Origin of the sequence: Pectobacterium sp. IFB5596, assembly GCF_021432585.1 — a bacterium.
Classification (GTDB): domain Bacteria; phylum Pseudomonadota; class Gammaproteobacteria; order Enterobacterales; family Enterobacteriaceae; genus Pectobacterium; species Pectobacterium punjabense.
This window is the reverse complement of sequence record NZ_LXFY01000004.1, coordinates 20,352-42,702: the sequence shown is the minus strand read 5'-3', so window position 1 is coordinate 42,702 and position 22,351 is coordinate 20,352. Positions and strand designations below refer to the sequence as shown.

At 51.6% G+C, this 22,351-nt stretch carries 20 protein-coding genes; 13 read left to right on the top strand and 7 right to left on the bottom strand.

Annotated features, from left to right (window positions below):
* Positions 1-110: 110 nt before the first annotated feature.
* Positions 111-1,103 (top strand): acyltransferase, encoded by a 993-nt coding sequence (locus A6301_RS05990; RefSeq protein WP_107169297.1) that lies wholly within the window; start codon positions 111-113, stop codon positions 1,101-1,103.
* Between the two features lie 30 nt (positions 1,104-1,133).
* On the opposite strand, the gene xylB is transcribed toward A6301_RS05990, so the two are convergent.
* Entirely contained in the window at positions 1,134-2,591 is a 1,458-nt protein-coding gene (gene xylB / locus A6301_RS05985) for a xylulokinase (protein WP_234257344.1), read from the bottom strand.
* Between the two features lie 182 nt (positions 2,592-2,773).
* On the bottom strand, positions 2,774-4,096 hold the full coding sequence (gene xylA / locus A6301_RS05980; RefSeq protein ID WP_205540543.1) for a xylose isomerase: 1,323 nt from the start codon (positions 4,094-4,096) through the stop codon (positions 2,774-2,776).
* Positions 4,097-4,455: 359 nt separating this feature from the next.
* On the opposite strand from xylA, the gene xylF reads away from it, so the two are divergent.
* The 4 genes from xylF to xylR all read left to right on the top strand — a co-directional run bounded on the left by xylF (position 4,456) and on the right by xylR (position 9,587).
* The gene (xylF, locus tag A6301_RS05975; protein ID WP_048258294.1) at positions 4,456-5,451 is read left to right on the top strand and encodes a D-xylose ABC transporter substrate-binding protein; all 996 of its coding nucleotides are present in this window, start codon (positions 4,456-4,458) and stop codon (positions 5,449-5,451) included.
* A 120-nt stretch (positions 5,452-5,571) separates the two neighbouring features.
* On the top strand, positions 5,572-7,113 hold the full coding sequence (locus tag A6301_RS05970; RefSeq protein WP_234257343.1) for a xylose ABC transporter ATP-binding protein: 1,542 nt from the start codon (positions 5,572-5,574) through the stop codon (positions 7,111-7,113).
* A gap of 28 nt (positions 7,114-7,141) precedes the next feature.
* Positions 7,142-8,272, top strand: coding sequence for a xylose ABC transporter permease XylH (xylH, locus tag A6301_RS05965; protein WP_233671783.1), 1,131 nt, complete (start codon positions 7,142-7,144; stop codon positions 8,270-8,272).
* Positions 8,273-8,408: 136 nt separating this feature from the next.
* Complete coding sequence (gene xylR / locus A6301_RS05960; protein WP_107169292.1) at positions 8,409-9,587, top strand: D-xylose utilization transcriptional activator XylR; 1,179 nt, start codon at positions 8,409-8,411, stop codon at positions 9,585-9,587.
* Positions 9,588-9,668: 81 nt separating this feature from the next.
* Here xylR and A6301_RS05955 read toward each other — a convergent pair whose 3' ends face one another.
* Positions 9,669-10,244 (bottom strand): DJ-1/PfpI family protein, encoded by a 576-nt coding sequence (locus A6301_RS05955; protein WP_107169291.1) that lies wholly within the window; start codon positions 10,242-10,244, stop codon positions 9,669-9,671.
* Positions 10,245-10,779: 535 nt separating this feature from the next.
* Here A6301_RS05955 and argG point away from each other — a divergent pair.
* Both argG and A6301_RS05945 read left to right on the top strand, forming a co-directional pair.
* On the top strand, positions 10,780-12,126 hold the full coding sequence (gene argG / locus A6301_RS05950) for an argininosuccinate synthase (RefSeq protein WP_107169290.1): 1,347 nt from the start codon (positions 10,780-10,782) through the stop codon (positions 12,124-12,126).
* A gap of 268 nt (positions 12,127-12,394) precedes the next feature.
* The gene (locus tag A6301_RS05945) at positions 12,395-13,048 is read left to right on the top strand and encodes an acyl-homoserine-lactone synthase (RefSeq protein ID WP_107169289.1); all 654 of its coding nucleotides are present in this window, start codon (positions 12,395-12,397) and stop codon (positions 13,046-13,048) included.
* Here A6301_RS05945 and A6301_RS05940 read toward each other — a convergent pair.
* The 3 genes from A6301_RS05940 to ftrA all read right to left on the bottom strand — a co-directional run bounded on the left by A6301_RS05940 (position 13,026) and on the right by ftrA (position 16,356).
* On the bottom strand, positions 13,026-13,763 hold the full coding sequence (locus A6301_RS05940; RefSeq protein WP_205540540.1) for a LuxR family transcriptional regulator: 738 nt from the start codon (positions 13,761-13,763) through the stop codon (positions 13,026-13,028). The genes A6301_RS05945 and A6301_RS05940 overlap by 23 nt on opposite strands.
* Positions 13,764-14,153: 390 nt before the next feature.
* Positions 14,154-15,356 (bottom strand): pectinesterase PemB, encoded by a 1,203-nt coding sequence (gene pemB / locus A6301_RS05935; RefSeq protein ID WP_234257342.1) that lies wholly within the window; start codon positions 15,354-15,356, stop codon positions 14,154-14,156.
* A gap of 4 nt (positions 15,357-15,360) precedes the next feature.
* A complete protein-coding gene (gene ftrA, locus A6301_RS05930; RefSeq protein WP_234257341.1) occupies positions 15,361-16,356 on the bottom strand; it encodes a transcriptional regulator FtrA in 996 nt (331 codons plus the stop codon).
* 119 nt (positions 16,357-16,475) lie between these two features.
* Between ftrA and A6301_RS05925 the strand changes: the two genes are divergently transcribed.
* Positions 16,476-16,865, top strand: a complete 390-nt coding sequence (locus A6301_RS05925) for a rhodanese-like domain-containing protein (protein ID WP_205540537.1) — start codon at positions 16,476-16,478, stop codon at positions 16,863-16,865.
* A gap of 44 nt (positions 16,866-16,909) precedes the next feature.
* On the opposite strand, the gene A6301_RS05920 is transcribed toward A6301_RS05925, so the two are convergent.
* On the bottom strand, positions 16,910-17,251 hold the full coding sequence (locus tag A6301_RS05920; RefSeq protein ID WP_107169286.1) for a GlpM family protein: 342 nt from the start codon (positions 17,249-17,251) through the stop codon (positions 16,910-16,912).
* A gap of 324 nt (positions 17,252-17,575) precedes the next feature.
* Between A6301_RS05920 and A6301_RS05915 the strand changes: the two genes are divergently transcribed.
* Genes A6301_RS05915 through A6301_RS05895 form a run of 5 tightly spaced genes read left to right on the top strand, consistent with a single transcriptional unit; the run spans position 17,576 to position 22,349 of the window.
* A complete protein-coding gene (locus A6301_RS05915) occupies positions 17,576-18,589 on the top strand; it encodes a 3-oxoacyl-[acyl-carrier-protein] synthase III C-terminal domain-containing protein (RefSeq protein ID WP_234257340.1) in 1,014 nt (337 codons plus the stop codon).
* A complete protein-coding gene (locus tag A6301_RS05910; protein ID WP_234257339.1) occupies positions 18,586-19,614 on the top strand; it encodes an NAD(P)-dependent oxidoreductase in 1,029 nt (342 codons plus the stop codon). Before A6301_RS05915 ends, A6301_RS05910 begins: the two co-directional genes overlap by 4 nt.
* The gene (locus tag A6301_RS05905) at positions 19,607-20,413 is read left to right on the top strand and encodes an MBL fold metallo-hydrolase (protein WP_234257338.1); all 807 of its coding nucleotides are present in this window, start codon (positions 19,607-19,609) and stop codon (positions 20,411-20,413) included. Before A6301_RS05910 ends, A6301_RS05905 begins: the two co-directional genes overlap by 8 nt.
* A complete protein-coding gene (locus tag A6301_RS05900; protein ID WP_234257337.1) occupies positions 20,410-21,696 on the top strand; it encodes a F390 synthetase-related protein in 1,287 nt (428 codons plus the stop codon). The genes A6301_RS05905 and A6301_RS05900 overlap by 4 nt, the downstream gene beginning before the upstream one ends.
* A complete protein-coding gene (locus A6301_RS05895) occupies positions 21,696-22,349 on the top strand; it encodes a phosphatase PAP2 family protein (RefSeq protein ID WP_234257336.1) in 654 nt (217 codons plus the stop codon). The genes A6301_RS05900 and A6301_RS05895 overlap by 1 nt, the downstream gene beginning before the upstream one ends.
* Positions 22,350-22,351 lie beyond the last annotated feature (2 nt).

The following is a 22,351-nucleotide window of genomic DNA, read 5'->3' as shown; positions in this document are numbered from 1 at the left end:
TACACTAGGATTTGCCCGGTTGTTATAGCTGATGATTGATAGTTGATTGTGTCAGCGCTTAACAACGGCTACGCTGTTTTGAATAGCGCTTTGCTTTCAAGAGGTTGTGCATGACGGATAAGATCGGCTGGATTGATAACCTGCGGGCGCTGGCCTGCATGATGGTCGTTCTGATTCATAGTACAACCTACTATATTACCGCGGGGGGCATGCCGGGCGATGGACATTGGGATGTGGCGAATGTTCTGAACTCTGCGTCGCGCGTCTGCGTCCCGCTGTTTTTCATGATCTCGGGATACTTATTTTTTGGTGAACGCAGTGCGGGGAAGAAGCATTTCCTGCGTATCGGTTTATGCCTGCTTTTTTATAGTACGGTCGCGCTGATCTATATTGCGACACTCACACCGATTAATGGCCTGAACTCATTACACCATGCGTTGCAAAAACCGATCTTTTATCACTTATGGTTTTTCTACGCCATTATCGTGATTTATCTGCTTTCCCCACTGATTACAGTCAAGCCAATATCGGGCAAATATGTGGTTGTCTTGATTGTTTTATTGGCTGTTGTCGCTAATCCCAATACGGGGCGGGTGGGGTTTGAAGGCTTTAAATTACTGCCTGTTAATCTCTATATTTACGGCGATACGTTTTACTACGTGCTGTATGCCGCGCTGGGGAGAGCGTTGGGCATGTTGGATGTACCAAAGAAAGTCGTGCTTGCTGCTATCCCCTTTTTCATCGTGTGTGTCGCATTGGTGGCGATGGGAACGAAGCACCACACATTGTTGAACGATACGTTCACTCAGACGTTTTATATCTACTGTGGTCCGTTGGTGTTTCTGGCTGCGGTCAGCCTACTGGTGGTGTTTAAGCATTACTTTAGCCAGCGGATTTTACCGGGTTTTGCTACGATTTCGCGCCATTCTCTGGCGATTTACGGCTTCCACGCGTTGATTATTCATTATTTGCGTACGCATGATGTGGCGCTGCCATCTCACCCGGTTCTCGATATTTTCTATGTCTTCGCCGTTGCGCTGGTGGCAAGCCTGCTGCTTTCGATGGCGCTACAGAAGATTGATGTGCGTCGCTGGGTGAGCTGACGATGAGCCCGGTGCACCGGACTCATCGTGTTACATCAGTGGGCTAAGCTGTTGGTAGAGCGATTTAAATGTGCGCCGCCGTTCGGCATAGTCGGCGTGGCGCTGAGCATCCGGCTGATGAACCTGCTCCAGCGGTAGTGGCGGCAAGAGCTCTGCCAGTGGCGTATGCGGATGCATGGCGATTTGTGCCAGACGTGCAGCACCTAGCGCCGGGCCGACATCCCCTCCTGTGCGGTACTCCAGCGTTTGGCCGCTGATATCCGCCAACATTTGCCGCCAGTAGGCGCTGCGTGCACCACCGCCAATCAGCGTGATGCTATCGGGATTTAGCCCCGTCATATGCAGTGCGTCCATTCCATCGGCAAGCGCAAACCCCACGCCTTCCAGTACCGCTTTTGCCAGTTCCGGGCGACCGTGTTGATGGGTGAGCCCCCAGAATGCGCCTTTGGCATCGGGATTATTGTGCGGCGTGCGTTCACCGGATAAATAGGGCAAGAACCACACTGGCGTGATGGCATTATCGGTTGGTGTCGAGGCGATTTCTTGCAACATTGCGGACACGCTCTCGGCGTGTGTCAGGCGAGCGACCCAATCCAGGCAGGATGCTGCGCTTAACATCACGGACATCAGGTGCCAGGTATTTGGTAACGCATGGCAGAAGCTATGAACGGCATGCTGCGGATTGCTGAGAAAACCGTCGCTAACGGCGAAGTAAACGCCAGATGTGCCGAGAGACAGCATCGCCTGACCGGCTTGATACAGCCCGACGCCAATTGCACCTGCTGCGTTATCCCCACCGCCAGCAATAACGGGGACGCGATCCATGCCCCAGCGGCTGGCGATATCATGCCGCAGATAACCCGTAATCTGGCTGCCTTCATACAGCGCGGGCATATGCTCGCGGCTCAGCCCGCAGGCTTCCAGCAGGGTGTCGCTCCAGTCTCGTTTGGCGACGTCCAGCCAAAGGGTGCCAGCTGCATCTGACATATCACTGGCAAACTCCCCTGTTAGGCGCCAACGCAGATAGTCTTTTGGCAGCAAGATCTTGTCAATTTGGCGAAAGATAGCGCTTTCGTTTTCCTGTACCCATTTCAATTTGGGTGCGGTAAAGCCAGGCATCATCAGGTTGCCAGTAATTTGGCGCGATGTAGGCACCAACTGTTCCAGCGTTCGACATTGAGCCGCGCTACGTCCGTCATTCCAGAGAATTGCAGGGCGCAGCACGTTCTGGCGGGCATCTAATAAGGTGGCCCCGTGCATTTGCCCAGTCAGCCCTAACGCTTTCACGGCGTGAAGGCTGTGCGTTGTCGCCAGCGCCTGTAGTGCCTGATCGGTTGCTTGCCACCAGTCTTCAGGCGCTTGCTCCGACCAGAGCGGGTGCGGACGCGAAATGCTCAACGCCGCGCTATGGCTGGCAATCACTTTTCCAGATTCATCCAGCAGAATGGCTTTCACACCGGACGTACCCAGATCAATACCGATATACATAGTGGCTCCTGATCGCCTCTGCGGCAGTGCTTAGCCTGCCGCAGTAGGCAAGCGTACCGTTTTAGCCAAATTACCCGTCATACTTCAAGTTGCATGTGCGTTGGCTGCGTTCAGTCACCCGAATCACTTACCTGAGTAAGCTCATCGGGATTCCCTCTCTTGCCGCCTTCCTGAAACTCGAATTATTTAGGGTATAGATGGCGGTTAACCAGATTTTCCAGCAATTCTTGCTGGCCACTCTGGTGCTGTGGTGCCAGTTGGTGGCTTTCCGCATAGTGGGCGAGTGATTCCAGCGAGGCCTTGCCTTGCAGAATTTGCTGACCCAGCTCTCCGTTCCATCCCGCATAGCGTTTAGCAACAAGCTGATTGAGCTTATCATCTTCAATCATTCTGGCAGCAGCCTTGAGCGCTAACGCCATCGTATCCATCGCGCCGATATGCGCATGGAAAAGGTCATAGCGATCGGTGCTCTGACGACGAACTTTGGCGTCAAAGTTCAAGCCACCCGTCGTAAAGCCGCCCGCTTTGAGAATCTCATACATGATCAGCGCGTTCTCTTCCACGCTGTTAGGGAACTGATCGGTGTCCCAGCCAAGCTGCGGGTCGCCACGGTTCGCATCGACCGATCCGAAAACGCCGAGCGCGACAGCGGTGGCTATCTCATGGTGGAATGAATGACCCGCCAGCGTCGCGTGGTTGGCTTCAACGTTGACTTTAATCTCTTTTTCCAGCCCAAATTGTTTAAGGAAGCCATAAACGGTAGCGACATCATAATCGTACTGGTGTTTGGTCGGTTCCTGTGGTTTTGGCTCGATGAGCAGCGTGCCCTGAAAACCGATTTTGTGTTTATGCTCGACGACCATCTGCATGAAGCGGCCGATCTGTTCACGTTCCTGGCGCAGGTCGGTATTGAGCAGCGTTTCATACCCTTCGCGCCCACCCCACAGTACATAGTTTTCACCGCCCAGTTTTTGGGTGACGTTCATTGCGGTGAACACCTGTGTGGCCGCCCAGGCAAACACATCTGGGTCAGGGTTGGTGGCCGCGCCTGCGCCATAACGGGGGTTAGTGAAACAGTTGGCGGTACCCCACAGCAGCTTCACACCACTAGCCTGCTGCTTTTCCGCCAGCACATCGGCGATCGCTGCAAAGTTATGTAGATACTCTTTCAGTGAGTTCCCTTCTGGAGCGACATCGACGTCATGAAAGCAGTAGTAAGGCACGCCCAGCTTTTGAAAGAATTCGAACGCGATGTCCGCCTTGCGCTTCGCCAGCTCCATCGCATCGCCTGATTGTTGCCACGGCCGGGCAAAAGAGCCGACGCCGAACATATCTGCGCCGTTCCAGCAGAACGTGTGCCAATACGCGACAGCAAAGCGCAAATGGTCCGCCATACGTTTACCGAGAATTTCCTGATCGGGATTGTAGTGACGAAAGGCGAAGGGATTATCGCTTTGGCTACCTTCATAACGGACTTTTTCGATCTGTTCAAAATAGGCTTGCATCGTTAACTCCTTAGAAACCACCCGGACGGAAGAGGCGGGAATGGGATTAATTTTCGGAGCAGATGAAGGTTTCCTCAATTACGTTATTTCACACTGAAATTCAGAGAATTATTAAATGTGCGCTGTGTCGCAAAAATGATGGCGTTTTAATCTGAATGCGCGCCGCAATAAGTAACAACATAAAAATGTAGCTCAACAATAAAATATGACCCGTATCAAAAAATGGGAATTAAACCAAAAAACATAATTGGAGGATAAAAATCTGTAATTGATGGGGGCATGTTTAGCGACAATACTCATCTGGCTATTGCTATTGGAGTCTTAGGCCCTGCATCTTAAATAAAAAAAGGTACGCTATGATGAAAGTTAAACATTTTTTACTCTCAGCTTGTGCCGTATTCACTTTAGCTTGTCAGCCCGGATTCGCGAAAGATGTTAAAATAGGCATGGCGATTGATGACTTGCGTCTTGAACGCTGGCAAAAAGATCGCGATCTTTTTGTTGAACAAGCCAAAAAACAGGGTGCTGATGTGTTTGTTCAATCGGCAAACGGCAATGAAGCCACGCAAATTTCTCAGATAGAAAACATGATTAATCGTGGTGTCGATGTATTGGTTATTATTCCTTATAACGGCCAGGTACTTGGCAATGTTATTGCGGAAGCAAAGCGTGAAGGAATAAAAGTGCTTGCTTACGATCGCATGATTAATAATGCAGATGTGGATTTTTATATTTCATTTGATAATGAAAAGGTTGGCGAACTACAGGCGAAATATCTCGTCGATAAGGTGCCCGGCGGGAACTACTTCTTAATGGGCGGTTCACCTGTTGATAATAATGCGAAGCTGTTTCGCCAGGGGCAAATGAAAGTGCTCACGCCGCTGATCGAAAGCGGAAAAATCAAAGTGGTCGGCGATCAATGGGTCGATGCCTGGTTACCGGAGAATGCGCTGAAAATTATGGAAAATGCGCTAACGGCGAACAGCAATAAGATTGACGCGGTTGTCGCGTCGAACGATGCCACGGCGGGCGGCGCGATTCAGGCGCTTGCCGCACAGGGACTGGCTGGGAAAGTTGCCATTTCCGGTCAGGATGCCGATCTGGCGGCAATCAAACGTATTGTGGCAGGCACGCAAACCATGACGGTCTATAAACCGATCAGCAAGCTGGCGAAAGATGCTGCGGATATCGCCGTGGCGCTGGGTTCCGGTAAAGCACCTGAGTCTAATGCTAAATTAAACAATGGGTTGAAAGACATTCCTTCCTTCTTGCTCACGCCGATTCCCGTCGATAAATCCAATATCGACTCCACCGTCATTGCTGATGGCTTCCACAAAAAAGCGGATGTGTATTAACACACGTCGCAGCCACTAGATTTCAGGATGCAGGAAAGACGTTCATCGAGCCACGACACGAGGTTGTGGTTCGCCACTGTCGCAGGCGAGGTCTGAGATACCTGAATCACGGAGGCCGTGATGCCACATCTGTTGGAAATGAAAAACATCACCAAGGCGTTTGGCGTGGTGAAAGCCGTCGATAATGTCAGCCTGACGCTGGAGGCGGGTCAGGTCTTGTCGTTGTGCGGCGAGAATGGCTCAGGTAAATCTACCTTGATGAAGGTGCTGTGTGGCATTTACCCGCATGGTAGCTATGACGGGCAGATCGTTTTTTCCGGTGACGAACTGCGCGCCAGCCATATTCGTGATACGGAACAAAAAGGTATCGCGATTATTCATCAGGAACTGGCGCTGGTGAAAGAGATGACGGTGCTAGAGAACCTCTTTTTGGGCAACGAGTGGACGCGTTTTGGCGTGATGGATTACGACAATATGTACCTTCGCTGCCAACGTATGCTGGAGCAGGTCAAACTGGCCGTCGATCCGAATACCAAAGTGGGAGAGCTCGGATTAGGTCAGCAGCAGTTGGTGGAAATTGCCAAGGCGCTGAACAAGCAGGTGCGTTTGTTGGTGCTGGATGAGCCAACGGCCTCATTGACTGAACGGGAAACGGGCATTCTGCTTGAGATCATTCAGGATCTGCGCGATCACGGTATTGCCTGTATCTATATTTCGCACAAGCTCAACGAAGTTAAAGCCATTTCCGATGTGATTTGCGTAATTCGCGATGGGAAGCCGATTGGCACGCGCCCGGCGGTCGAACTGAGCGAGGACCAGATCATTGCCATGATGGTGGGGCGAGAGCTGACAGAGCTTTATCCCAATGAACCTCATGTCATTGGCGAAGAAGTACTGCGCGTAGAACACCTGACTGCCTGGCACCCTATCAATCGCCACATTCGCCGGGTGGATGATGTCTCGTTTGCGCTGCACCGAGGTGAGATTCTCGGTATTGCCGGGCTGGTTGGGTCAGGGCGTACGGAAACGGTGCAATGCCTGTTTGGTGCCTATCACGGCCGTTGGCAAGGCGACATCTTTATTGATGGCGCGCAGGTAACCATCAGCAACTGCCAGCAGGCGATGGCACTGGGTATTGCGATGGTGCCAGAGGATCGTAAGAAGGATGGCATCGTCCCGGTGATGAGCGTAGCGCAGAACATGACGCTGGCAGCGCTCGATCAATTCTCTGGGCCGTTTTCCATGCTGGACGATGCGCGTGAACAGGACATCATCCGGCAGTCGCTAGCAAATCTGAAAGTGAAAACCTCCAGCCCGGAGTTGGCGATCGCCCGCTTAAGCGGCGGTAACCAGCAAAAAGCGGTGCTGGCGAAATGCCTGCTGCTGAATCCTCGCATTCTGATCCTTGATGAACCCACGCGCGGTATCGATATCGGTGCCAAATATGAAATCTATAAGCTTATTAATGCGCTGGTAAAACAGCACATTGCTGTGATTGTCATTTCTTCTGAATTGCCCGAAGTGCTGGGGTTGAGCGATCGGGTGCTGGTGATGCATCAGGGGCGTATCAAAGCGGATTTGATCAATCGTGATTTAACCCAGGAACAGGTTATGGAAGCTGCATTGAGGAGTGAACATCGTGCTGAAAACATCGCAGTCTGAACAACAACATGTCGCTGGCTCTGCCTCGATGCTGCAACGATTGAAAAGCATCAATCTTCAGGTCTACGTGATGATTGCCGCCATCATCGCCATCATGCTCTTTTTCACCTACATGACCGATGGGGCGTATCTCAGCGCGCGTAATCTCTCCAACCTGCTGAGGCAAACGGCGATCACCGGTATTCTGGCGGTCGGCATGGTGTTTGTCATTATCTCCGCCGAGATTGACCTGTCGGTTGGCTCGATGATGGGGCTATTGGGCGGGGCGGCGGCTATTTTTGATGTCTGGTTTGGCTGGCCTTTACCGTTGACCATCGTTGTGACACTTGCGCTGGGGTTGCTGCTTGGCGCGTGGAATGGTTGGTGGGTCGCCTACCGTAAGGTCCCTTCTTTTATCGTGACGCTGGCAGGGATGCTGGCTTTTCGAGGCATTTTGATCGGCATTACCAATGGGACGACGGTTTCCCCGACCAGCGAGGCAATGTCGCAGATTGGGCAGAGCTATTTGCCTTCCGGCATCGGTTTTACGTTCGGTGCCATCGGGCTGATGGTCTTCATTGCCTGGCAGTGGCGTCGGCGCAGTAGCCGCGCCCGATTAGGATTACCGATAAATCCACCCGCAGGCGACATCGGTCGACAGACAGTGACGGCACTCGTCGTATTGGGTGCGATCTATCTGCTAAATGATTATCGCGGTGTGCCAACGCCGGTTCTGGTGCTGACGTTGTTGATGCTGGGCGGCATTTTTCTGGCGACGCGAACTGCATTTGGTCGCCGTATCTATGCGGTGGGCGGGAACATTGATGCTGCACGTTTATCGGGGGTAAACGTCGAACGCACTAAAATGGCAGTGTTTGCGATTAATGGCCTGATGGTCGCGGTCGCAGGGTTGATTCTCAGTTCACGATTGGGGGCGGGGTCACCATCCGCCGGGAATATTGCTGAGCTGGATGCGATTGCGGCCTGCGTGATTGGTGGAACCAGTCTGGCTGGCGGTATTGGCAGCGTCGCAGGTGCAGTGATGGGAGCATTTATCATGGCGTCGCTGGATAACGGGATGAGTATGCTGGATGTACCGACATTCTGGCAATACGTCGTGAAAGGTGGAATTCTGCTGCTGGCGGTGTGGATGGATACTGCCACAAAGCGGCGTGTGTGACGTGATAGTGGGTTCATGGCGGCGATACGTGGCGGCTCGCAATAATCAGCAAATTATTTTGGCCTCTGGGGGAGCTGTGTTATTCAAGAAAGAGGATTTTATTCAAGGAGTTTGCGATTAATGAGCACCGAAAACCATGTTTGAAAAACGCTATCGCATTACGCTGCTGTTCAACGCCAACAAAGTGTATGACCGCCAGGTGGTTGAAGGTGTTGGCGAATATTTACAGGCTTCTCAGTGTGATTGGGACATCTTCATTGAAGAGGATTTCCGTTGCCGCATTGATAATATCAAAGAATGGCTAGGCGATGGCGTGATTGCCGATTTTGACGATGGTGAGATCAAACAGCTATTACAGGATGTGAACGTGCCATTGGTGGGGGTGGGCGGTTCCTATCATCAGCCTGAGGATTACCCGCCTGTGCATTATATTGCCACAGATAATTATGCACTGGTGGAAAGCGCGTTTATGCACCTTAAAGAAAAGGGACTGAATCGCTTTGCTTTTTATGGCCTACCCGCATCGGGTGGGAAAGGCTGGGCGCAGGAGCGGGAGCATGCTTTCCGGCAACTGGTGGCGGCAGAAAAGTATCAGGGTGTGGTGTATCAGGGAATGGAAACCTCGCCGGATAACTGGCAATACGCGCAAAATCGGTTGGCCGACTGGGTACAAGGGCTGCCGCCGCAGACAGGCATTATCGCGGTGACGGACTCCCGTGCACGCCACCTGTTGCAGGTCTGCGAACACCTGAATATTGCCGTACCGGAGAAGCTGTGCGTCATCGGGATCGATAACGAAGATCTGATTCGCTATCTTTCACGCGTGGCGCTGTCATCGGTAGCGCAAGGTACGCGTCAAATGGGGTATCGTGCCGCGAAACTGCTGCATCAGCTGCTGCTGGATCAGTCTGGCTTGCCGCTGCAACGTATTCTGGTGCCGCCGGTTCGGGTGGTCGAACGCCGTTCAACAGACTATCGCTCCGTGCACGATCCTGCCGTTATCCAGGCCATGCACTTTATTCGCTATCACGCCTGTAAAGGCATTAAGGTCGAGCAGGTGCTGGATGCGGTAGGGATTTCCCGCTCAAATCTGGAAAAGCGCTTCAAAGATGAGGTAGGCCAGACGATTCACGGTGTGATTCACGCAGAGAAGTTGGATCGGGCGCGCAATTTGCTGATATCGACCTCGCTCTCGATTGGCGAGATCTCGTTGATGTGCGGCTACCCTTCACTGCCTTACTTTTACGCTGTCTTTAAGAAAGGCTATGACATCACGCCGAAAGAGTACCGTGAGCGTTATGGGGAAGGTTATTAAGGCTATTCAGTTTGTTCAAGTAGGAAGGTCAAGCAGGAAGGCGCGGCGGTGCGCGCCTTATTATCTTAGGTTGGTGAACCGTTACGCTGGCACGCGCCAGTAATCGTAATCGATGTGCTCAACCTGGAAGTTGGCGTCTTCTTTGTCACCGGTCAGACGAGTGGCGAGGGTAAAGGCAAAATCGAATGACACGCCCAGCCCCTTGCCGCTGATCAGATTGCCATCTTCAACGACTTTCTCGTTAACATAAACGCCATCGGTTACGTCTTGCCATAAATCCCCAGAGCAGACGTAGCGGCGGCCTTTAAGCAGTTTGTTGCCACCCAGTACGCGTGCGGCTGCTGAGCACAGTGGGCAGATCAGCTTGCCCGCGTCGTCATGGCGACGGATGAACTCGACAACCATCGGGTTTGCGGCCAAGTTAACTGTACCCTGCGGGCCGCCAGGAATGACCACGGCATCAAACAGCGTGTCCTGGTTTCTTTCCAGCAGCGCATCGGCAAACATGCGAATATTGTGATAACTGTGCAACTCCAGTCTGTCATAGCATGACAGCATGGTGACTTCTATCTTCATACGGTGCAGAACATCAATCACCATAATCGCTTCTGCTTCTTCAAACCCAGGAGCCAGCAGAACGGCGACTTTCTTAGACATAGCATCTCCAGCAATATGCAAGGGAAGGTGTTAACCGCAAGAGGATAGCAAAAAAATATCGTAAAAATGAAACGATGTTTTATTAATGTCGATTGAGTCGCGTAAACGATTTTTGCTGCTTAGCCTAAAGAGAAGATGGCGTTATACTTGCTAACTTGGTCGTGAATCGGCCACGAATTTTTTTGCATGAAAGCATGACTCTTCTCTTCCTGTCCCGCCAAAAAGATGTTTAAATTATCACTCACTTATTTTGCATAAATATGCATTTGTGAGCGTGTCGATTTTGGTCATCGACCAGCCCATTGATGTAGGATGTACACAGGGCACGAGCGCTCAGGAATGTATGGCGTAACATAATGGTGTGGCGGCTAAGCTTATACCCTAAATAATTCGAGTTGCAGGAAGGCGGCAATCGCGCGAGTCCCCAGGAGCTTACATCGGTAAGTGGCTGGGGTGAGTAAGAGAAGCCAACGCACATGCAGCTTGAAGTATAACGGGTATATCACCATAGATCTTTCGAGCAGGGATTACATATATGACAACGATTCTCAAGCATCTTCCGGTTGGTCAGCGTATTGGTATTGCGTTCTCGGGTGGTCTGGATACCAGTGCCGCGCTGCTTTGGATGCGTCAAAAGGGCGCGGTTCCTTACGCATATACCGCAAATCTGGGGCAGCCAGACGAGGATGACTACGATGAAATCCCACGTCGGGCTATGGAATATGGCGCAGAAAATGCTCGCCTTATCGATTGCCGTAAACAATTGGTCGCCGAAGGTATCGCTGCGATTCAGTGTGGCGCATTCCATAACACAACGGCAGGCGTGACCTATTTCAATACCACCCCGTTGGGCCGTGCAGTGACCGGTACGATGCTGGTTGCGGCGATGAAGGAAGACGGCGTGAACATCTGGGGGGACGGCAGCACCTATAAAGGCAACGATATTGAGCGTTTCTATCGTTACGGCCTGCTGACCAATGCTGAACTGAAGATTTACAAGCCGTGGCTGGATACCGACTTTATTGATGAGCTGGGCGGCCGTCAGGAGATGTCCGAGTTTATGTCGCAGGCAGGATTCGGCTATAAAATGTCGGCCGAAAAAGCCTATTCGACGGATTCCAACATTCTGGGTGCGACGCACGAAGCGAAGGATCTGGAATTCCTGAATTCCAGCGTCAAAATTGTTAACCCGATTATGGGCGTTAAATTCTGGGATGAGAACGTCAAGGTTCCGGCAGAAGAAGTGACCATTCGTTTTGAACGTGGGCACCCAGTTGCGTTGAACGGCCAGACCTTTACCGACGATGTTGAGCTGATGCTGGAAGCGAACCGCATTGGCGGACGTCATGGTTTGGGCATGAGCGACCAGATTGAAAACCGTATCATTGAAGCAAAAAGCCGCGGCATCTATGAAGCGCCGGGAATGGCACTGCTGCACATTGCCTATGAGCGTCTGGTCACTGGTATCCACAACGAAGACACCATCGAGCAATACCATGCTAATGGGCGTCAACTGGGTCGTTTCCTGTATCAGGGACGCTGGTTTGATTCCCAGGCGCTGATGCTGCGTGATGCTTCTCAGCGTTGGATCGCCAGTGCCATCACTGGTGAAGTGACGTTGGAGCTGCGTCGTGGCAATGATTACTCCATCATGAACACTGTGTCCGACAATCTGACCTATAAGCCAGAACGTCTGACGATGGAGAAAGGCGACTCGGTCTTCTCACCGGATGATCGTATTGGCCAGCTGACTATGCGCAATCTGGACATCACGGACACGCGTGAAAAACTGTTTAACTATGCTGAGACGGGCTTGCTTTCTTCTTCTGCCAGCACCGGTTTGCCGCAGGTTGGGCAATTGCAGGATAAAACAGAGAAGTAACGCACAGATTGGGTTACATAAAAATCCGGAACCGTCTCGCGTTCCGGATTTTTTTTATCTGTTTACCCTATGTTTATGTTTGATTTTCTCGCGATTTTTTTCGTGTGTGAACTCTTGCTGACAATGCAGGTTGCATCTGTACAACTATCGTGGAAAGCGACAGAATACAATAACAATAAGCCTAGATTTTTGTTAAAAGGCGAAAGAATCTATTGGATGGTCTATCTGTTTTTTTGATGTCTAGCGGCAAATTTTTAATGGAGGAAAAATGTTAGAAATATTCGATGTAAGCTACACACTACTGTCGGAAAAAAAATCGGAAGAATTGTTTACGCTTAGGAAAGAAACGTTCAAGGACAGGCTGAATTGGGCGGTGAAATGTATTAACGGGATGGAGTTCGATCAGTATGATGATGATAATGCGACTTATCTTTTCGGCGTAGAGGATGACCAGGTTATTTGCAGTTCTCGGCTAATTGAAACGAAATATCCTAATATGATTACCGGAACATTTTTTTCTTATTTTGAGAAAATAAATATTCCTGATGGGAAATATATTGAGTCGAGCCGGTTTTTTGTAGATAAAGCGCGGTCAAAAACTATTTTAGGAAATTCTTATCCCGTTAGTACGATGTTCTTCTTGGCCACAGTGAATTATTCAAGAAGTAAGGGATATGATGGTGTTTACACTATTGTCAGTCACCCTATGCTCACAATACTGAAGCGTTCTGGTTGGAAAATTTCGATTGTCGAGCAGGGTATGTCAGAAAAACAGGAAAGGGTTTATCTACTTTTCTTACCTGTCGATAATGAAAGCCAGGATGTACTCGTTCGTCGTATCAATCACAACCAAGAATTTGTTGAAAGTAAGTTACGAGAGTGGCCACTGTCTTTCGAGCCTATGACTGAACCGGTCGAATGAGTTGTAGCTCGATGCCAAGTCTGATTGCATGTTTGGCATTTAATACGCCGAGTTTTTTCACAACATTGCCGATGTGAAATTTAACGGTGCCTGTTTTAATATCTAATATCAGTGCTATCTCCTGATAGGTTTTACCCATACTGGCCCAATAAAGAATTTCATTTTCCCGTTGAGAAAAAATATCTTTATCATTTGATCTTTCATCTTCTTTGTTTCTAATCATCTCTCTGTAAAGAGAGATGGTTTCTGCATGAATATTCATCAACGTCATTTGTAACTTATCTTTGTTACTTTCGATTACGTCATCGATGTTATTCACATTAGATTCATCAATCATGATTGATAACATAACCAGATTGTTATTGTGGTCATGAAGAACAAAAGTGTAACCGTTGGTGATGTTATGCTCTCTCGATAAGTTAAATATCTTTGACATCTTCAGTTGTGAACTAACCAGTAAATCTTCGTCCCAAGGAAAAGGTGTGATTTTATTAAGGGCTGAAATTACCACAGGATCAATGTGTTGATAGTTATTTGCTTGGTATATCTCTCGCCACTCGTCATGGTGATTGGAAATGATCAAAATTTCTGTTGGCTTCTTTTTATTTAACACCATGTAGGCATATTTGATGTCGCCGTAGTGGCTTAATGCCATATCAAATTGACTTTTTATTATCCTGCTTATAGTTTCATTGTTGTAGAATAATTGCGACATCTCATGACCTCTGCCTGAAAATTCAACATCCTGTAATTGAAAAAGTATATACCCATCCCTATACGTACATCCATAGTAACCTATACAGATAGCCTTAACTATACTTTAGTATAGCTTTTCTTTGGGGTGAAAAAACATAAAATCTTACAACATTGTTAAGGGCGCAAAGCAAAAGAAATAAACATCGCTCAGGATAAGCGTGATGATTGGCTGACATCAGGGAATGCTAATTAAGCGAGATTTATCAGTAATATAATAAAAAATAATTTTTCTTTTCCAGGGCCTGTATTGTTTTACAGGCCCATTAATTTGCAATGGCATTAGTTATATCTGTGTGGTGCTTTAATGAGTCGCACCTGCCTTGAATAATATGTCCAACTTCGCTGCATATCACACCTCATCAGTATTGTTGTATTCCCACAACCGATTGAAATGCACATCGTCCAGATTACGTATTGAATCCGCGTTCCCTGCAAAAGGCCGCGCGGTGGTTGCCGCGGCTCCCCACGGTTGTTCTCTGTCATAGCTCGCGTCAATCGTGCTGTCGCGAACGACTAGTTGGCCGTTTGCCGTCTGGCCGGGCTGGTATCCCGTCTGCCTTGCTCCTTGATCCCAGGCGCGGCCTAGTTTGGCCTTTCTTTCTCCATTGAAGCCTTCGTCTCCTGTAAAGCGGCAACTTACCGCCAGAAAACCGTACTGCGTCCACGGCATGCTGTCAGGTGCGAAGACATGAATATCTTTCGCTCCACGGCTGGAAACTGTGTGAAAGTGGACATGCTCGAATACTGCGGTCGCCCGCCCAAAAACATAATCGACATCACCTTCAATGCAGCTGTCTTTAATGTAGGCGCGGCTGTAGCGGTCTATGACGTACTCGTTGCGGAGGTTACTGGTGTTGACGAAAAACGTATCCTGACGCCCGATCAGGCGAACCCTTTCAAGCTGTATTTTGTCGCCATCGGTGCGCAGCGCCACGGCCTGATGTGCACGGCCATCGACTGAATCCAGCAATGCATTTACCACCGTCAGGTTCTTCATCTGGAAATTGTCACTCTGCGACCAAACCACGGCGGCACAGATGGTATCAATTGTTGCATTCTGTTTTGACGCACAGAGATCGTACATGTACCAGGCTGGGTCACCGGGTTGATACTCACCCTGTGAGTTCACTGTTTCTCGGTAGGTTGCTGGTGAAAACATCGAATCCAGCGCGAGTTGAATCACCACGTCGCTTGGCTGCTCCCCTGTGCCGAATAGCGTGAGCGGTGGCGCATCGGCGGGGATGTAGACCGCTCCAGTATAGGTGCCCGGTAGTAATTTAATATCAATATACGGCCGATCCTGCTGCGTCCGTAGCGCGGCGTTGACGGCCTGTTGCACTGTACGGTGTGTTGCGCCATCCACCCCGACCTGTGGCCCGACAACCCATGGCGTAGCCGGATTGACTTCAATCGGTGTAGGTTGCCAAATATCCGTGTCAGAATGGCCATCGTGCCCACACCGCGTAAAATAGTGTGGGAGCGTGAAGCGATCCGCTTCCTGAGCAGAGAGTACAGGGCGAGAAGCTGTACCGGGATAGGTTGTTTTTGTCATGATCTTATCCTCTCTTAGCGGCAAGATTCTCTGGGATATCATCGGTTCTCTGCCCGAAGCGCAGCCGGTAGGTTGAGGGCGTGAGATCGAGCTGCTGGCGAAAATGATGGCGTAACGAGGCTGCGGTACCGAACCCTACGGTTTCGGCGATTTTTTCGATCGATAAGCGGGTGTTTTCCAGTAGATCGCGTGCGGTATTTAGCCGTTCTGCTAGTAACCAGCGGGCTGGCGTCGTACCTGTAGCAGCAGAAAAACGGCGGAGGAACGTGCGTGGACTCATGCAAGAAATCATCGCTAGCTTCCTAACGGAATACTCTTCCGCGAGATTGGCTCGAACATGATCGATAAGCGGCCCGAGGCGTGAGCGTTCATAGTCTACCGGTACTGCTTTTTCAATATATTGTGCCTGCCCACCATCACGATGCGGGGCGACCACTAACCGGCGAGCAACCTGATTGGCCGCTTTGCTGCCGTAATCCCGACGGATGAGATGTAACCCAAGATCGATGCCCGCAGCACTCCCGGCTGACGTAAGAATCGTTCCTTCATCAATATAAAGAACGTCTGGTTCTATGTTGATATCAGGATATTGCATTTTTAATGTGTCGCTGTAGCGCCAATGTGTCGTCGCTCGTCGTCCGGAAAGCAAGCCTGTCGCCGCGAGGACAAAAACCCCAGAACAGATGGAGAGCAGTCTGGCACCTTGCTGATGTGCTTGACGTAATGCATCGACAAGATGCCCGGGGACTGCGACATCACTGCCTTTCCAGCCGGGAATAATAATCGTGCCCGCCTGTATTAATAGCTCAAGGCCACCATCGGCAACAACATGGATGCCGCCCGTTGCCCGCATAGCGCCATTCTCTAAGCCTGCGACAGCGAATTGATACCAGTTCTCCCCCATTTCGGGGCGTGGAAGACCGAAGACTTCAACAGCAATACCAAACTCGAATGTACATAAGCCGTCATAAGCGAGTGCGACAACAAGCGGGTTGAACATCGATTTTCCTGCCTCAATAACTTGTCATGATCTTGACGATATATGGCAATAATGCCATCTGCCAGCCTTGATGTATCCGTTTTATAGTCGGGACTTATTCCAATCCGTGAGGAAGATCGATGAGTTACGTGACTGACTATCCCTTTGCTGCTTCTGATATTGCCCTATCCCATTTTGCACGGCGTTTGTCTGTTGAAACTGACTGTGCGGATGTGGCGGCATCCCTCTCTGACACTCAGCAGGACTTTGTGTTATTGCATGTGGTGGGATCGACGAAGCACTTTACCGCACGCCATATTCCGGGGGCGATTCATCTTCCGCACCGTGAAATCACACCTGAGCGTATGGCGGAGTGGCCGGACGACACGCGGTTTGTCGTCTATTGCGCGGGACCGCACTGTAATGGCGCAGATCAGGCTGCACTGAAGTTGGCACAGCTAGGTCGCCCGGTAAAAATTATGATAGGGGGAATGACGGGATGGGAAGATGAAGGCTTCGCCTTCGCCTGATATCACCTGACTCTGGCAGAGGGATACGGTCCTTCTGCCAGAACTTAATTCCCCTGATACCACGTCCAGATTTTGATCAGCAGTGCCGCCGATACACTCCAGCACACAACTGCCGCGAACAGCGCCTGTGGTAACTTCATCCATGCAGTAAAGTAATAAAGTGAAATGAGATAAGCCAGATAAGGAATGACGGACCAGATGCCAAACAGGATGGTGGTGCGTAGCGCGTCCAGCCCGCGTTCACTGCCAACAATGTAATGTGCGATCAGCGCGAACGTGGGGAAAAGCGGCACCAACCCGGCAATATAATAGTTTCGGCTTTTCGCCAGTACGCTGATGAGCAATACGATCAACGCACCGATAACAGATTTGATAAACAATGACATAAGTATGACTTCTAGCTTAATAACGCAGCGAATAAGTAGAGCATACTGAAAAAAAAGCGGTGGGGAAGAGTGGGTGTTCATAGGTAAAGATTTAAATTTGTGGTGATTTCGTTATTCTTAGCAGCAGAATGAATAAATACTGTACGTGATACCCGTCATACTTCGAGCTGCTTGTGCGTTGGCCGCCCTTACTCACCCCAGTCACTTACTTGTGTAAGCTCCTGGGGATTCACGCGGTTGCCGCCTTCACGCAACTCGAATTATTTAGGGTATATGGCACTGAAGGTACAGATAAAACGATAATGAAGCTGGAAAGGATTGACGTTGAAAACGCAAAGTAGTGCATTTACTCAGGGATTGGTTCCACTCAAGATTATCTCTACCGGCAGCGCGCTTCCTGCGCAGCGGGTGACGTCGGCCGAATTAGATGTGCGGCTTAATAAACCCGCAGGCTATGTCGAAAGCCGTTCAGGCATTATCTATCGTCACCATGCGGATAATCATGCCAGCCAGGCTGAACTTGGCGTGGCGGCGTTAAATGACGCGCTGACTCGGGGCGTTATTCCACCCGCGTCCATCGATTTGCTGCTGTTTGCTTCCGCGATCCCGATTCAGGCGCTGCCTTATAGCGCCAGCCATGTATTAAAGGCATCGTCCCTGCCTAAAGGGACAGCCTGCTTTGATATTAACAGCAGCTGCGTCAGCTTTATTTCCGCGCTTCAGGTGGCGGCTGGACTGTTAAATACCGGTGCTTATCGACGCATTGCTATTGTCTCTACCGAACTGGCCTCACGCGGTATTGACTGGGATGACGAAGAGTCGTCGCTGATTTTTGGTGATGGTGCCGCCTGTGCCATCGTCGAACGGGGTGATGGTCGCAGCGGGATTGCCGCCTGTCTGCTGGAAACCTACCCGAAAGGCAATGAACTGTGCCAGATCCGCGCAGGTGGTACGTTGCGTAATCCGCGAGCGGGCATGGAACTGCATGATTTTCTGTTCCATATGCAGGGAAAACGGTTATTCAGGCAGGCTTCTGCCTTGATTGAGGGCTATCTGCAACGGCTGCTGGATGCCAGTGGTTATTCTCTGGAGCAGATGGCGGCGGTGGTTCCGCATCAGGCTAGCCATCTGTCGCTGGAGCATATGCGCAAGCGGCTGGCGATCCCGACGGAAAAGCTGATTGATATTTACCGCTATCACGGTAATCAGGTGGCGGCCTCGATTCCGACGGCGTTGCATCATGCCATCGTGACGCAACGCTTGCCTGAAGGTGAGCCTGCGATGCTGGTTGGTACGGCTGCCGGATTGACGCTGGGCGGAATGGTACTGATTCCATGAAGGTTTTCGTCACGGGGGCCACCAGCGGGCTGGGACGTAACGCGGTGGAATGGTTGCTTCAGGCTGGGCATCAGGTGTTGGCCTGCGGGCGCGATCGCACGGTGGGACAGCAGCTTGGCATGCAGGGCGCGCAGTTTGCCTGCATTGATTTGGTAGAAACCTCGGTAGAGCAGTATCGAACGCTGATGGCGGGTTGTGATGTCGTCTGGCATTGTGCGGCGAAGTCATCGCCGTGGGGTCAATATGATGACTTCTATCAGAATAATACCGAAGTGACGGCACGACTGGCCGACGCCGCCGGTCAGTTGGGTATCCCGCGTTTTGTGCACATCTCCACGCCGGCGATTTACTTCGATTACCAGCACCACCTGAATATTGATGAAAACTACCGCGCGGCGCGTTTTGCCAATCATTATGCGCAGACCAAATTTCTGGCGGAAGAACGGCTTCAGACGCTGACGTCGCGCTATCCGCAAACCACCTATGTGATCCTGCGTCCGCGTGGCCTGTTTGGCCCGCATGACCGCGTGATTCTGCCGCGTATTCTGGAACAAATCGCGGTGGGCGGTGGCGTGCTACGGCTCCCGCGCGGTGGTGAGGCGTTGCTGGATCTGACGTTTGTCGGCAACGTAGTAGAAGCGATGGCGCTTGCCAGCCAAAGAAGCGGGTTAGTGTCTGGCTCGGCGTACAACATCACCAACCATGAACCTGCGCGCCTTGTCGATATGCTGGAGCAACTGCTGGTCGGGCAGTTGGGGATGCATTATCGCATTAAGGCGGTGCCGTATCCGCTGCTGCATGCGGTGGCGAGTGGGATGGAGTTGTTCTCGTGGTTTAGCCGGAAAGAACCACTGCTGACGCGCTACAGTGCGGGAGCGGTGAATTTCGATATGACACTCAGTGCTGAAAAAGCGCGGCAAGAGCTGGGCTATCAGCCGCGTTTCTCCCTGCAACAGGGCATCGAAATAACGGGTAGCTGGTTCAACGCACAGCTTACGCAGCGGAGTGCTAACGAGCATGGCTAATATTTCGACGTTTGAAGTTGGGTACTGCCTGCATCCGGGCTGTATGGCGTTGCGCGGTGCGGGGTGGAAGGTGTGCCGTTTTCCGGCGCGGGTCTGGATGCTGGAAAGTCAGGGCAAGCGCTGGATGTGGGACACCGGTTATGCGCAGCATTTTACCGACGCCACGCGTTCTGGCCTGTTTCAACTGTACCGTAGAATGACGCCGGTGCATTTCGAGACGAAAGACGCGTTGATTCATCAGCTACACGTGCGGGGTATTCAACCTGCGGACATTGATGGCCTGATTATTTCCCACTTTCACGGCGACCATATCGCGGGGCTGCGGGATTTCCCCTCTGTGCCGTTTATCTGTTCGGCGTTGGGCTGGCAGCAGACGCGGAATCTGCGTGGTTTCGCGGCCCTGAAACGAGCGTTTGTGCCTGCGTTGATCCCTGAACATTTTGAGCAGGCGCTTCAGTTTGTCGAAAACTTCCCGCTTACCGACCTGCCAGAGGCGCTTGCGCCGTTTACGCAAGGCTATGTGCTGCCGGGGAGTGATAAAGAAATCGTGCTGGTGCCGTTGCCTGGCCATGCCGCCGGACACCTCGGCGCGTTTGTGTTGACGGAAGACGGCTGGGTGTTGCTGGCAAGCGATGCCGCCTGGTCGCCGCACAGCTATCGTGAAGGTCGCGGGCCGTCGCGTTTGGCGAATCTGGTGATGGACGACCCAAAAGCCTATTACCACACGTTAGACCAACTGCACCAGTTGCATCTGAACGGGCAGGTTGAGATTCGGCTGTGTCACGAGGGTGACCTATGATCCCGCTGATGACGATCTGGCACTATTTGCGCGCCAGACGCCTGCGTTTCACCACCCGTCAGACGCTTGAACGCCATCAGCAGCGTCAGCTCGCCCGCTTTGCGCGGCAGGTACTGGCGCGTAGCCCCTACTTCCGTCCGTACTGCCAGCTACCCATTACCTCCTGGCCGATGATGGATAAAGCCGTGATGATGGCCGAATTCGATCGGATGAATACCGCCGGGCTTAAGCGGGACGAACTGCTTGCCTGCGCGCGCCGCAGTGAGGACGATCGCGACTTCACGCCGAGAGTAAACGGGTTCAGCGTCGGGCTGTCGTCCGGCACCTCTGGTCAGCGTGGCCTGTTTGTCGTCAGTCCGCGCGAACAGCAAGTTTGGGCCGGAGGTATGTTGGCGAAAATGCTGCCGGACGGTTTACGCGCCGGTGAACGGGTGGCGTTGTTCCTGCGGGCGGATAACAATCTGTATCACAGCGTCGATAACCGTTGGCTCAGCCTGTCGTTTTACGATCTCTTTGCGCCGTTTGCCGAACATTTTTCGCGTCTGGAAGCCTGGTCGCCGTCGATTATCGTCGCACCCGCGCAGGTGTTGCGCGAACTGGCGCTGGCGGTACAGCGCGGTGATCTGCGTCTGTCGGTCAAGAAGGTAATTTCTGTTGCTGAAGTATTGGAACCGCAGGATAAGCAACTGTTGCAGCAGGTGTTCGGACAGGTAGGAGAAGTGTATCAGGCAACGGAAGGCTTTCTGGCATCGACCTGCGAGCACGGTACGCTACACCTCAACGAAGAATTTATTCACATCGAGCCACAGTGGCTGGATGACGAGCGCTTTACGCCGATCATTACCGATTTCACCCGCAGCACGCAGCCGATTGTGCGCTATCGGCTGGACGATGTATTGGTGAAGCAAAAAGCGCCCTGCGCGTGTGGCCGCGTGACCATGGCGATAGCCCGCATTGAAGGGCGCAGCGATGACAGTCTGCGATTGCCGGATAACCGCGGTGAACCGCAGACCGTCTTTGCGGATTTCTGTAACCGGGTGATTGCCAACGCGCTGCCGCTGCATGCTGATTATCGGCTAGTACAGCAGGGAGACGCGACGCTGCATTTATCCGCCGCGTGTAGTCTGTCGGAGCTGGAGGCCTGTCGGGACAGTCTGTCGCAGCAGTTTGCAGTGCAGGGTATTGATACGACGCGGCTACAGTGGCGGTTAAGCGCAGGTGAGATCGCGCCAGAATTTACGCAAAAGCGCCGACGTATTACCCGCCTGAAGGAGGAAGCCTAATGCGATTTCCTCAAGGAACGATGCTATTACGACTGAAAGCGCTGCTCTTCGGCTGGGGAGCTGTCGGGGTGGTGTATCAACTGAGCGCACAGTTTCAAGGGCGGGGAACGGTATTACCTCCCTCGATTGTCGACGAATGGATTCCCTTTAGCCCCTCGGCTATCTGGCTGTATCTCTCCTTTTTCATCATCATTCCGCTGTCTTACTTATCCTGCCCAATTACGCGCTTGGCTGGATTACGTCGGGCAACGCAGCTTACTGCGTTGATTGCGGGCGCGGTGTACCTGATTTTTCCGACAACGATGGTGTATCCGCAGGCTATCGGGGACGATCTCTCCGCTCGTTTGCTACAGCTTTTGCAACGTATCGATTCGCCGCAAAATTGCCTGCCGTCGTTGCATATGGCGCTAACGGCACTGGCGGTGTGGGCGATGAGCGATAGCCAGCAGAAAGTGAAAACGGGTTTGTATCTTCTATGGGGAGCGGCAATTGCTTTTTCCATCCTGCAACTGCGCCGGCACCTGTTCATCGATCTGGTGACGGGGGCGATGCTGGCGGGCATAGCCGGATGGATTTTTCTGCGTAGTCGGGAGACGGTCAAGGCCATTTCCCCACGGGCTCCGTTGCCTAACGATAAGCGCCATCAGGAATGACA